This window comes from Chloroflexota bacterium (genome assembly GCA_020850535.1).
GTDB lineage: Bacteria > Chloroflexota > UBA6077 > UBA6077 > JACCZL01 > JADZEM01.
Map to the genome: position 1 here is coordinate 1 of JADZEM010000109.1, position 12,581 is coordinate 12,581.

Annotated in this window: 11 protein-coding genes; 6 read left to right on the forward strand and 5 right to left on the reverse strand. The window is 67.7% G+C overall.

The window, feature by feature from the left end; translation table 11 throughout:
• Positions 1 to 311: 311 nt before the first annotated feature.
• The 3 genes from IT306_14860 to IT306_14870 all read right to left on the reverse strand — a co-directional run bounded on the left by IT306_14860 (position 312) and on the right by IT306_14870 (position 3,114).
• The gene (locus IT306_14860; protein ID MCC7369708.1) at positions 312 to 758 is read right to left on the reverse strand and encodes a c-type cytochrome; all 447 of its coding nucleotides are present in this window, start codon (positions 756 to 758) and stop codon (positions 312 to 314) included.
• A 120-nt stretch (positions 759 to 878) separates the two neighbouring features.
• Entirely contained in the window at positions 879 to 2,591 is a 1,713-nt protein-coding gene (locus IT306_14865) for a cbb3-type cytochrome c oxidase subunit I (GenBank protein ID MCC7369709.1), read from the reverse strand.
• 49 nt (positions 2,592 to 2,640) lie between these two features.
• On the reverse strand, positions 2,641 to 3,114 hold the full coding sequence (locus tag IT306_14870; protein MCC7369710.1) for a cytochrome c oxidase subunit II: 474 nt from the start codon (positions 3,112 to 3,114) through the stop codon (positions 2,641 to 2,643).
• Between the two features lie 383 nt (positions 3,115 to 3,497).
• Here IT306_14870 and IT306_14875 point away from each other — a divergent pair, with 383 nt between their 5' ends.
• From IT306_14875 to IT306_14885, 3 genes are all read left to right on the forward strand, one after another.
• Positions 3,498 to 4,040, forward strand: coding sequence for an NUDIX domain-containing protein (locus tag IT306_14875; protein MCC7369711.1), 543 nt, complete (start codon positions 3,498 to 3,500; stop codon positions 4,038 to 4,040).
• A 66-nt stretch (positions 4,041 to 4,106) separates the two neighbouring features.
• Entirely contained in the window at positions 4,107 to 5,642 is a 1,536-nt protein-coding gene (locus IT306_14880) for an MFS transporter (GenBank protein MCC7369712.1), read from the forward strand.
• A 708-nt stretch (positions 5,643 to 6,350) separates the two neighbouring features.
• Positions 6,351 to 6,671 (forward strand): hypothetical protein, encoded by a 321-nt coding sequence (locus tag IT306_14885; GenBank protein MCC7369713.1) that lies wholly within the window; start codon positions 6,351 to 6,353, stop codon positions 6,669 to 6,671.
• A 208-nt stretch (positions 6,672 to 6,879) separates the two neighbouring features.
• On the opposite strand, the gene IT306_14890 is transcribed toward IT306_14885, so the two are convergent.
• Positions 6,880 to 7,368 carry a hypothetical protein gene (locus tag IT306_14890; protein ID MCC7369714.1) on the reverse strand — a complete coding sequence of 163 codons (489 nt, stop codon included), beginning with the start codon at positions 7,366 to 7,368 and terminating at the stop codon, positions 6,880 to 6,882.
• 118 nt (positions 7,369 to 7,486) lie between these two features.
• Positions 7,487 to 8,878, reverse strand: a complete 1,392-nt coding sequence (locus tag IT306_14895) for a PDZ domain-containing protein (GenBank protein ID MCC7369715.1) — start codon at positions 8,876 to 8,878, stop codon at positions 7,487 to 7,489.
• Positions 8,879 to 9,137: 259 nt separating this feature from the next.
• On the opposite strand from IT306_14895, the gene IT306_14900 reads away from it, so the two are divergent.
• The 3 genes from IT306_14900 (at position 9,138) to IT306_14910 (ending at position 12,578) form a co-directional block, all read left to right on the forward strand.
• A complete protein-coding gene (locus IT306_14900; protein MCC7369716.1) occupies positions 9,138 to 11,774 on the forward strand; it encodes an AMP-binding protein in 2,637 nt (878 codons plus the stop codon).
• A 163-nt stretch (positions 11,775 to 11,937) separates the two neighbouring features.
• A complete protein-coding gene (locus IT306_14905) occupies positions 11,938 to 12,216 on the forward strand; it encodes a DUF433 domain-containing protein (protein MCC7369717.1) in 279 nt (92 codons plus the stop codon).
• The gene (locus tag IT306_14910; GenBank protein MCC7369718.1) at positions 12,216 to 12,578 is read left to right on the forward strand and encodes a DUF5615 family PIN-like protein; all 363 of its coding nucleotides are present in this window, start codon (positions 12,216 to 12,218) and stop codon (positions 12,576 to 12,578) included. The genes IT306_14905 and IT306_14910 overlap by 1 nt, the downstream gene beginning before the upstream one ends.
• The last annotated feature ends 3 nt before the right edge of the window (positions 12,579 to 12,581 follow it).

Sequence of the window (12,581 nt, forward strand, 5' to 3'; positions counted from 1 at the left end):
GGCATCATGAAATAGCCGAGGCGCATGGCAGGTGCTCTCCTTCGTGCGGGGCTGCCCGACACTGGGCAGGATGCGGGGTACAGGATGCGGGGTGGATGTCGCTCGGTCGGTTTGCTGGCAGGCTCCTGGCGCTGCCAGCCCGGCGCTGGTGCTGCGCGGATACTGGTGTTGCGCGGATACTGGTGTTGCGCGGATGCCGGTGTTGTGCGGATGCTGGTGGAACGCAGACGCCCCTGGTGGCCCCACGTCAGGGTGACCAGCCAGGGGCGCGTGTACGAGGTCTGGCGTCGGGGGCGCGAAGCGCCCGGACGCTACTTGAGCGTGATCAGGAACGCGGTCAGGTCGTCAGACTCCTTGTCCGACAGGCCGAGCGCCGGCATCATCGTACCCGGCTTCTTCGCCTGGGGATCCTTGATCCAGCCACGGATATTCGGAGCGGTGTTGTCTTCGCCGCTGGCGAGCTTCGGCCGCTTGGCCGCGTCGCCGATGCCGGCGAGGCTTGGGCCGATGGTGCCAACCGCGCCCGGCACGCCCGGCGCCACGTGGCAGGCGATGCAGCCCTTCGCAGTAAAGAGCGTCTTGCCGGCGTCGGTATCGCCAGCGCCGCCGCCGCCGCCCGGCTTCGACGCCGCTGCCGCTGGCTTCGCTGCCCCCTCGGTTTTGGCGGGAGGTGGCGGCGGCGTCGGAATACAGGCCGACATCAGCAGCGTGGCCGCTGCCAGGCCCGGCAGAACAAGACGCTTGACAGTGGGATTCATGGGCCAGTCTCCGAGATCAGACTGCCAGAGCGGCCGACCGCGTGCAGCGGCGGCCGCCTGGATCAGCGATTGTGGTTGCGCGGGGGATGCTCGCGAGCGATCACGCCAGAATGATACCCGCTACCAGACTCTGCGGCCGGGCACGTTGAGCGATGTCGTGCCGATCAGCTCAAGCAAGGTGGGGCCGTACGCGACGAGGATCAGCACGATGGCCGTCGCGACCCATGGCCGCCACTGGTCGAGCGCCCGCGGGGCGTGACTCGCGTCAGCCTGGGCCTCGGAGAATAGGAGTGCGCCGTTCGGGACGGTGACCTTGCGGCTGAAGAACGCCGTCATGACGCAGATCAGGATGTACAGGACACCGCTGATGGTCAGGATGGTGCCACCGATGGCAACCAGCGGGAGGATCGCCCGCCACTCCTGAACGACCGGTGTGGCGATCTCCTGCACGTAGGGGGACATACCAATGGCGGTGCGGCGCGGCATGTCCAGGAGACCGAGGCGGTGCAGCGCGTTGGAGAAGATGATCATCCCGAAGAACCAGAGCCAGCCCTGGATCATCGCCAACTGCGGCGCCCAGAGCTTCCGGCCGAGCGTGCGCGGCAGCACCCAGTAGCTCAGGCTCATGTACGTCAGGGTGACCGCCGCGCCAACCGTCAGGTGGAAGTGGCCGACGATCCACGCCGTGTTGTGGATCACCAGGTTCATGCTGTAGGACGCGTTGATCAGACCGCCGATGCCGCCGAAGACAAAAGTCAGCATCGCCAGGATCTGCGGCGTCACGGTCGGGTCGTTCCAGGGCAGCTTGAAGATCCAGCCGATCCAGCCGGTGCCGCCGCGCGCCCGCCCGCCGTTCTCCAGCGACGCGACGACGTTGAAGAAGGTCAACAGGCTCGGGAAGAAGACGGCGAACGTGCCGAAGGCGTGAACCAGCTTCCAGGTCGACGAGATGCCGGGGTCCGTGAACTGGTGGTGCAGCCCGATGGGCGACGACAGCACCAGGAACAGCATGAAGGAGACGCGGGCCATCGGATCGCTGAACAGCTTTCCGCCGACCTGGCGTGGGACCAGCGTGTACCAGGAGATGTAGGCCGGCAGCAGCCAGAAGTAGACGATGGGGTGGCCTGTCAGCCAGAAAAGGGTCCGCGCGATGATCGGGCTGGTCTCCGGGATGACGCCCAGCGAGAGCGGGAGATTGAAGAAGATCATCTCCAGGGCGATGCCGGAGCTGGCGATCGACCACATCGCCAGGGTGGCGATGGACATCATGCCCGGCAGGGGCATCCGCTCGTCCGGGTGCTCCTTGCGCCACGCGCAGTGCACCAATGACACCAGCAGCGTCACCAGCCAGGTGCCGGCCACCACCAGCGTCAGGCCGAGGTAGAACGACCAGTGCGCCAGCAGCGGCGGGTAGAACGTGAACATCACCGTGGCTTCGTCGAGCAGCATCGGGATGGCGGCCATCACCGTGCCGACGACCATCAGCCCGAACGTGATCTCGGCCAGGCCCGGGTGCGTCAACGGTCGGCGGTACGCCTGGACGGTGATGTAGAGCAGGAAGCCGCAGATGAAGAACGTCGTCCAGACCAGGGCGTTGAGGACGCCGTGCAGCGTCAGCCCCTGGTAGTACGAGTGGATGATCGGCTTCAGGTAGGGGTAGAGATCGATGCCGGCGTGCTCCAGGGCCTGGAGGAAGCCGAGCAGAATGCCGAGCGCGACGGCAGCGATGGCCACGCCAAGGAACAGCGCTGTGATGCGGTTCGTCCTGGCGTCCGCGACGTCCGGGCGGGTCGTGTCATTGATGGGCAGGGAGTCGACGGCTACAGTCGCCACGGGAGTCCCTCACTGGTCAGCATGTGGAGGCGGAAGGAGCGATCCGCGCTCATTCGACGATCACCTTGCCGTACATCGCCTGGTGGCCGAGCGTCGGGATGGCAGAGACCCCGCAGTACTCGTGGCAGACGAGCAGAAACTCACCGCGCTCTGTGAAGTGGGCCGTCGCCTTCCCGACCTGCCCGGGGATCAGCATGATGTTGACGTTGGACTTCTCGATTCGCAGGCCGTGAATCACGTCCTGGCTGGTCACCGTGAACGTGACGCGCGCGCCGAGCGGCACCCGGATCTCGTTCGGGCGGAAGCTCCAGGTCTGGCCGACCATGACCACGTCGTACTGGCCGTTGCCACGATCGAAGAGGCCGGGGTTATTGAACGGAGCGGTCTGGGCGACGAGTTTCGGATCGATGTTCTCCTCGTGCGTCGGCACGTGCGCGCCGACCGAGAACGTCGCGTACAGCAGGAGAACAAGCATGATGGCTGGGATCAGCGCGCTGGGGACGATCCAGGACGCTTCGATCATCTGGTCACGGGTCATCGGTCATGCCCTCCAGACCACGCGGAGATAGACATTGGCCCAGAGTGCGGCCATCACGATCAGGAAGAGGATCAGCAGCAGGAAAGCGCCTTTCGGGATCTCAATCTTGTGGCTGTCGTCATTCGGACCTGACATTTCGAACCCCCAGCATCCGCCACCTCGGGATCACAGCTTGCCGAGTGAGCGTGACGACGGCCGTGTCCATCACGCGCACTCGGCCAGTACAGTGTCGGGGGGCGGCGATGTCTCCACGCCTGACATCTGTCCCGAATCCCACGGGACAGCGACCTATATCGTTGGACGGTAGCACACTGTTCGTCGCGTGTTCGACTCGCAGCGGTAAGAGGAGCACGGAAAGAGAAGCACGGATGGAACGTGCGGCGAACCGTGTCAGCGTGCTCGGGTATCCTTGCAGGGTGTCCAGACAGCCTGCGCCTCGCTATCGCCCGACCTCGCGCGTCCTGGTCGTCGATCCGCTCGACCGGCTGCTGCTGCTCCGCATCGAGGATCCGCGCCTGCCGGTCCTGAAGTTCTGGATCACGCCGGGCGGCGGCGTCGAGCCCGGCGAGAGCTTCGAAGCGGGCGCGCACCGCGAGCTGTGGGAGGAGACGGGTATCCGGGTGCCGGAGCTGGGGCCGTGCGTCTGGACGCGCCGCCGGCTCGTCACCTTCGACGGCGAGACGCTCGACTTCGACGAGCGGTTCTTCGTGGTCCGCGTGGACACCGTCGAGATCAACCAGGACAATGTGACCGCCGAAGAGAAGATCGTGTTGACAGACCACCGCTGGTGGACGCACGACGAGCTGCTCGCGACGACGGATATCCTGGCGCCGCGCAAGCTCGCGCGCCTCGTCCGTCCGATCCTCGACGGCGAGTGGGCATCCGAGCCGCTGGTGCTGACGGAGCTGTAACCCGCCGCGCCGCATGAGCGCCGGTTGCCGGCATGCTACGATCTCCCGTGCAGAAGGGGAGGGGCCGTGCCCGCCACCGCGCCCAGTACAACGCCGTCCGTTGAGCCGGGTCCATCGTCGTCGATGTCAGCCTCTGGGAGCGTCGCCGACGGGGCCGCCGTCAGCGTCTCGCGCGCCGGCTGGTACACCATCCTGACCGTCAGCCTGGGCTACCTGCTGGTCAGCTGGGGGATGGGGCCGGTCTCAGCCATCCTGCCGACGATCAGCGCCGATCTCCACATCGACGTCTCGGCGGCCGGCTGGATCATGAACGCCTACTTCCTGCTGCTGGTGGGCGCCGTCCTGGTGACGGGGCGTATCGGCGACGTGGTCGGGCACCGACAGGTCTTCGCCGGCGGCGTCGCGATCTTCGGGCTGGCCGGGGTGGCGGCCGGCCTGACGGCGACCTTCGAGACGCTGGTGGTTGCCCGCTCCATCCAGGGCATCGGCGCGGCGATGGTCTTCGGCACCAGCCTGGCGATTGTCTCTGAGGCCGTCCCAGCGGGCCGGCGCGGCCTGGCCATCGGCGTGCTGACGACCTCGGCGGGCGTGGCGGCGCTGGTCGGCGTGGCGTTCAGCGTCTTCGCCGTCGAGTATCTGTCCTGGCACTGGACCTTCTACGTGATGGGGCCGATCACCCTGGTGACGCTGGCCCTGGCGACCCGGCTCCCGCGCGGCGCGACCAGCGGCAACCGGCAGAAGATCGATTGGCTCGGTGCGATCCTCCTCTTTGCCGGGCTGACCGTGGCGATGCTCTCGCTCAGCCACTTCCACGAAGGCGAGTCGAGCTTCCAGGAAGGCGCGAACTATCACCTCTCGATGCACCTGCTGGCCCTGGTGATCCTCGGCGTGTTTGTGTGGGTCGAGCAGCGCGTGCCGCAGCCGTTGTTGCTGCTCTCGATGCTCCGTGATGCCCGCTTCGCCAGCGGCGTGTTCGCCAACGGCATCGCCCACATGAGCATGCTGGCGTCCTCATTCCTGATCCCGTTCCTGCTCGAACGTGGGCGCGACCTCGCCCCCACGGACACGGGCCGGATGATGTTCATCCAGCAGATCGTGATGGTCGGCTGCTCGATGCTGGCCGGCTACCTCTACGACCGCTTCCGTACGCCGATGTTCGCCTGGGGGACGCTGGCATCGATCGCGGCCGGGCTGGTGACGCTCGGGCTGTTTGGCGGGACGTTGCCGTACTGGGCGCTGCTCGGAGTGGCCGTCTTCCTGGGGGCTGGCCTGGGCGGCTTCACCACGGTCAACAACACGGCCGTCATGGGCCACGCCGGCGACGGCAAGCGCGGGTTCGCCTCGGGGATGGTCGAGACGACGCGCCAGCTGGGCCACTCCGTCGGCGTGACGCTCTCCAGCACGATCATGGCTGGCGCGCTGGTCGGCGTCGCGCCGAGCGCGCTGCCGGCGGCCTACGCCAGCGGGTTCCAGCAGGCGACGCTGCTGATGGGCGGCTTCACGGCGCTCGGGCTGCTCTCGGCCATCGGGCCGTACCTCGGCCGGACCGGCGGGCCGCGCAAGCGGCGCGCGCCCCGGAGCCAGACCGCCTCGGCCGGCTAAGGTCGTGCCAGGACGAAGCTGACAGCGTCTGCGCCTCCCGAGCGGAACGCGCGTGCATCCTGCTCCGTCATCCCGAGCGGAACTACCCATTCGGCAAGCTCAGAGCAGGGCTTGCAACCCCCCACCCCGTCATCCCGAGCGGAACGAGCTTGCGAGTGGAGTCGAGGGATCTTCCCCGGTCGACCGAGCACCGGGACGGAGGAAGATCCCTCCACTCCGCTCGTTCCTCGCCGCGGTCGGGATGACGGGGAGGAAGGCTCGTTCCTCGCCGCGATCGGGATGACAGACCGGGGTGTTGGCGTTGGCAGGCTTCCGCCGCTTGAGATGGCGGGCGGTCTCAGCGCCCTCTATGCAGCGGTGGCAGGCATTCGCCCGCTGCCGCGTAGCCAGAGTTTAACGTGACGGGGTGACGGGTGCGCCCGTTGTGTCGCGACAAAAACCTCATGTCAGCCTGACGCTGTTCGGCGTGATCCCCCCTGGAAAAGTTGCCGATTCGGCCGATGATTGAAGGGATCGATGTGCGGCGACGCACAGACGAGGGATTTGCCTATGGTCTGGCGCATTGTCGCGTCTATTGCTGTGCCGAAGCGGGCTCCGGCTTTCTTATCCGGGCCTTATCTCTGGTTCATGCCGGCTTTAGCGCCGTGCGCGACACTGGGGACACGAAAACATGCGCGCCTGCTGTAGGGCGCCGAGAGAGGGAACATCATGCAGGAACAACTGCCGCTCAGCGGGTGGGAAGTCCGAGGGGACCTCGCTTGCCTGCTCTGCGCGCGCACCGTCGCCAGTGCTCAGGGGCCCCGCGCTCGCAAGTTCACGCCGACATCCGTCCGCGTGCTGCGGCCGGAGCACGCCGCCGCCGTCCAGCAGATGCGCTGCCCGTTCTGCGCGGGCCGGCTGTGGCTGCAGGACACGGAGGAGATCTTCGTCGACCGCCGCCCGCTCAGCGCCGAAGAGCTGCGCCCGCGCCGGGGCCGCCCGCCGAAGGTTCGCCCCGCTGCCGACCAGCCCGCCGCACGCGCTTCCTGAGGCCAATCCTCCTTTGAGGCCACCCGCGCCTCGCTGATCGTCGCGCCCGACGCGACCCTGACGCCCCCCGAGACCACGACCTCGGGGGGCGTCTTCATGTCCTGCGCCGGCATGTCCTGCGCCGGCGGTGAGCGCGTCGTGCTGCCACGTTGGCAGGGGGCGTTGGCGCCCGGGCACGATGGCGGGTCAGCGTGGAGGCCCGGCGCTGTTAGCGCTCGGCGGCCGCGGCCTTGGCTGCCGCCTTCTCGGCCTTCAGGCGGGCGGCTTCGGCGTCGCGCTCCCGCTGCCGCTCGATGGACTTCCGCTGCATCGCCCCGAGCGCCGAGTCCATCGTGCCGCCGCCCCCACCCTTGACGCTCACGATCAGCGCCGCCGCGCATAGGAAAACGTTCAGCAGCCCGCCTGCCAGCCCCAGCGTCAGCAGCTGGAAGCCTGACAGCACAACGCCCAGGGCCGGCAGGAAGCGGGTGAGCAGGCCGCCGAACAAGAACACCCCCATCCCGAACTCGAGGAAGGCGATCCAGAGGGTGATCTCCAGCGGCTGCATCCCGCCGACGACGGGCCAGGCCTGCCAGGCCGTGTGCTCGGCGAAGAGCTGCCGGAGATCCCACATCCCATAGATGTGCGCGGCGCCCTGGTACATGAACCCTGCCCCGGTCAGCAGCCGGAGCCAGAGCAGCAGGCGACGAGATGACATAGATGGTGGCCTCAGAGCATGCGGAGGGATCGGTCAGGGGCGGGCGACAAACAACCCGCACGAGGATTGTGCCCCATGCGGGTTGCTTGCCGTCAGCGAACCGTCACGATGCCGAGTGTCAGCCGCCGAGCTTGGACCGCACGTAGGCGAGGCCGGCCTCGAGCTGCGTGTCCTTGCCGGCTCGGAACTGGGCCGGGTCCAGCTCGACCACGTCATCCGGCTCCAGCCCGACCTTGTTGATCACCCGGCCGTTCGGCGTGTTGATGATCTGGACCGTCACGAAGAGGCCGGAGCCGTCCACCATCTCGACCGGCACCGCCGCCGCGACTGCGCCGGCCGTCTTCGTGCCGATGATCCGCGCGAAGCCGTTCTCCTGAAGCGCCGCCGCCATGATCTCGCTCATCGAGCCGCTGTTACCGTTCGTGAGCACGGCGATGGGGATGTCGCGGTTCCAGTAGTCGCCCCAGGTCGAGACGGTCCGCTCGCCGCGCCGGTCGACCTGTCGGTAGATCGGCTTCGACTGCGGCATGATCCGGCTCAGGATCTCTTCGCCGGTCGCCACGACGCCGCCGGTATTGCCGCGCACGTCGATGATCAGGGCGCGGACGTCCGCTGCTGCGAACTTCTCCATCGCCTGGTTGAACAGCGGCAGCGCATCCTGCACGGCGAACGTGCGGATCTGGAGGTAGCCGATGTTGCCGTCGAGGATCTTCGCGCGGATCCAGTCGTAGGAGATCGTGGCGCGCGTCATCGTCTTGGTGATCGGCTCGGCCACGCTGCCCCGTCGGACCGTCAGCGTGACCTGCGTCCCGTTCTCTCCGCGCACGCGCGTGCTGGTGTCCGCCGAGGTGAGACCCTCAATCGACTCGCCGTTGACCGCGACGAGCTGATCGCCCGGCATCAGGCCGGCCGCCTCAGCCGGGCTGCCCTCGAAGACGTCCGTGATGACCAGATCCTGCGTCATCTGGATGCCGACGCCAGAGTACCGATTGCGGTTCTGCAGCTCGGCCATCTGCTGCCGGTAGATCTCTGGGGGGAGGTAGTAGGTGTGCGGCTCGTCAAACGACCGCGCCATGCCGTCCACCATCGCGCGGTCAAGAATCTCGACCGGGCCCTTGTCGCCCAGCGCCGCCTTCATTTTGGCGTAGGCCGGCAGGAACAGCCGCCAGTCCTCGCTGCGATTGCCCGTGAACGCCGGCCGCTCGGCCAGCGGATCGGCGACCTGCTTGCTCTCCAGGTAAAAATGCGCGCCGTTCAGTGCACCATTCAGGATGTCGCCCGGCTTCGTCGGGATCACGAACCGATCCAGCAGCAGGTCGTACGCCTGGCGGACAATCGGGCCGGGCTGCGCACCGCCCTGTTGCGCGAGGTCCGGCGTCGTTGCCTGGGACGCATGCTCGACGGCTGCCAGGGCGCTGACGGCGCTGGCCCGAGCAACGGCCGGCTGCACCGCCGGCAGCCCGAGGGTGACAAGGAACAGGAAGGCAAGAAGCCGGAAGACTCGTGGCACGGTAGCAGACCCCCCGCGTATGCATTCGAGGATACCACAGCGGTTTGCACAGACCATCGTGTTTCAGGAAGTGTGCGTCGCGACAGGCTCACGTGCGCCGTGCCGCGCCGCGGCGTGCCACCAATCGTGACGATCTGTGAAAGATGTCGCGCAAAACACTGACACCGGCCACAATGATCGGTACGCTACAACCACTATCCTGATAACAACCATCCTCAGCGACCATCATCCTGAAGCACGACTGGCGCGGCGGCCACCTGTGTTGCTGTCCGCTGCGCGCGACGATCTGGAGTCGGAAGCGGCGATGTTCACGCACCTGTACGAAGTTGTCCGGCAGCGTGCCGTGGCCTGGCCCAACGCCATCGCGCTCGGCAGTCAGCAGGGGCTGCTCTGGAAGACGGTCGACAGCCGGCAGCTCCTCGACCTGACCGACCGGCTGGCCGACGAGCTGGCCCAACGTGGCATCCGCGAGGGGGACCGCGTCATCACCTGGCTCCCCAGCTCCTGGCAGACGCCGATCTACCTGTTCGCCTGCTGGAAGCTCGGCGCGATTGTCGTGCCGTTCGACCGCGAGATGAACCAGGACGCCGCGGCGCGCATCGTAGAGCGCGTCGAGCCGCGCCTGATCGTCGTGGACGGGCAGGAGCCGCCGGCCTGGGCGCCCGACGATCTGAGCGTGACGTGGTGGGAGCCGGGGTCGCGTGGCGGGACTGCCAGCGGGCCGTGGACCCAGCCCGCTGAGGCTCTGGCCGCGATCTTCTTCACCTCAGGGACGACGGGCAACCCCAAGGGCTGCATGATCTCGCACAGCAACCTCACCTCACAGCTGGTCGGGGCGGCGGACGTCATCCCGCTGGACACGGACTGTCGTCTGGCGAGCATCCTGCCGCTCTCGCACCTGTTCGAGATGACCTGCGGGATGCTCTACCCGATCTCGCGTGGCTCGGCCATCCACTACGTACCGAGCCGGCGCGGCCCGGACATCCTGCGGGTGCTCCAGGAGCAGGCCATCACCCACATGGTGGCCGTGCCACAATTATTGACGATCATGGGGCAGACGCTCGACGGGCAGCTCCGCGAGAAGCTGCCGGCGCCGGTCTACACCGCCCTCTTCAAGCTGGCGGATCGGCTGCCGTTCGGGGCGCGCCGCAAGCTCTTCTTTCCGATCCACAAGAAGATGGGCGGCTCGATGCGGCTGTTCGCGGCCGGCGGCGCGGCGCTCCCTGCCGAGACGCAGCGGCTCTGGGAGAAGATGGGTGTCCGGGTGGTGCAGGGGTACGGCACCAGCGAGTGCTCGCCGATCATCGCGGGGAGCCTGTCGGACGGCTCGACGCCCGTCGGCAGCGTCGGGCGGCCGTTGCGTGGCGTCAGCGTGCGCCTGACGCCCGAGGGTGAGCTGCAGGCGCACGGACCGAACGTGATGCGCGGCTACTGGAAAGACCCCGAGCGCACCGCCGAGGTGCTCCACGACGGCTGGTACTCGACGGGCGACCTCGCGCGGATCGACGAGCAGGGCAACATCTTCCTGGCCGGCCGCGCCAAGGAGCTGATCGTCCTGCCGTCCGGCCTGAACGTCTGGCCGGAGGATGTGGAGACGGCCCTCAAGGCCGACGCTGCCGTCAAGGACGCCGCGATCATCGGGGTGCCGACGGCGGGCGGCGGCATGGTGTTGCATGCGTATCTGATCCCCGCCAGCGAGGCCGAGCGCCAGCGCGACGTCTCCCCCATCGTGGCGGCGGCGAACGGTCGGCTGGCGCAGCATCAGCGCGTCGCGACGGCCTCCTGGTGGCCCGACCCCGACTTCCCGCGTACCTCGACGCTGAAGGTCCGGCGGCACCTGTTGCCCCTGCCGGAGGCGGTCCAGGCGACGGCCATCGACAGCACCCTGGCTGCCGACGACCCGGTCGGGCAGGCCGTGGCGACGGTCGCGAAGGTGCCCTCCGTCACGGACGCGCAGACGCTGGGCGAGCTTGGCCTGGACAGCCTGGCGATGCTCGACCTGGGGCTGGCGCTGGAGGACAAGACCGGCAAGGCCGTGGGCGAGTCCGATCTGACGCTCGACATGACGGTGGCGCAGGTCCGCGAGACGCTGGCGAAAGCGCCGCCGGTCGGGGCCGGCTCGGGCGGTGCACCGCGCCGCGGCTCCGAAAGGATCAACGCCAGCCAGCCGCTCTGGCCGTACACCTGGGGGCGCGTCTTCCGGGGGCTGCGCTTCCCACTGACGCTGGCCTACCGCACCTGGGTCACGAAGACGGTGGTGCTGGGCGAGGAGCACCTGACGGGCCTGCCACAGCGGCTGATCCTGGCCGGCACCCACCACGCCCACGCCGACGAGCCGCTGGTGCGCACCGCGTTGGCGAAGACCCCGGCCGCCGCCAGCCTGTCGAATCGGCTGGTGGTGGCGGCGCGCGCCAACGCTTTCGACACGATGCCCGGCCCGGCCGCGTGGTACGCCATCCTGGCGCTGGGCCTCTACCCGCTCCGTCAGTACGGCGAGCAGGACGTGAGTCTGCGGGTGCTGGCTCGGCTGGTGCAGGGTGGCAACCCGCTGCTGATCTTCCCGCAGGGCCGCCACACGCCGCCGTCCGAGGAGCGGGCTGGCCTCGCCAGTGCTGTGTTCAAGCCGGGCGTCGGGCATCTGGCGGCGGCGCTCGATGCGGCGGTGTTGCCGTTCGGGCTGGCCGGCACCGAGGGCGTGATGCCGGAGGACGAGCACCTGAAGCCGTGGTTCATGGTCGGGGACACCCCGATCCTGATCCGGAAGGGGCCATTGGCGATTGCGTTCGGAGCGCCCCTGCGCCTGGAGCCGGGCGAGTCGCCGGTCCACTTCACGCAGCGGCTCCAGGACGCGAGCTTCGCGCTGACCCGCCAGGCCGAGGCGGCGCTCAGCCGGTAGGATCGTGAACGTCCCTGACATGGGTTGATGAATGGAGTTCGGATCGGGAAGCGGCTGCCGAAAAGACCTGGGGCCCTCATGATCGCCGACGCTACGGCCTGGAACCAGTCCACCCAGGTGGTAGGGTTCATACCGACGACGGAACTACGTGGGATAACGGGCCATGATCGAGCGCAGCCACCAAGATCGTCACGCATTGATCGCGGAGTACCCTGACATCAATGGCGGCTACCCGGTCATCGCGATGACCAGAATTGCCGTGCGGCTCGTCGTGGAAGCGTTCCGGCAGCTTGGCAATGTTGATGAGACGGTGGAAGCCTTCCCTCAACTGCGATCCGAGCAGGTGGCAGCAGCCCTGGCCTACTACGAGCAATATCCTCAGCGCGTTAACGAGGACACAGAGCGGAACGCAAGGGCGCTGAACGCACTACGCGCTCGCTGATGCCCGGTCTTGGCATCCGCCTCTTCGCCGACGAAATGGTGAATCCACGCGTGGCATCGGTCCTGGCCCGGATGGGCTACGACATCGAGAGTTGCCAGTGGGCCGGCCGCGCAAATCAGTGGATCTCGGACGAGTCGCAGTTGCAGTATGCAACCGATCAGGGGCGCGCCATTCTCACGTTCAATGTCGGAGACTTCCTGCGCCTGGATCAGCGTTGGAAAACCCTGGGACGTCGGCACGCAGGTATCGTGGTTGCCGAGCAAGTGCTGCCGCTCCCAGAGCTTATCCGTCGTGTGCAGTTGCACCTCGACTCTGTACATCCCGAGACGCAGGAGAATGCAGTCCTTGAGTTGGCTCGCTAGAGG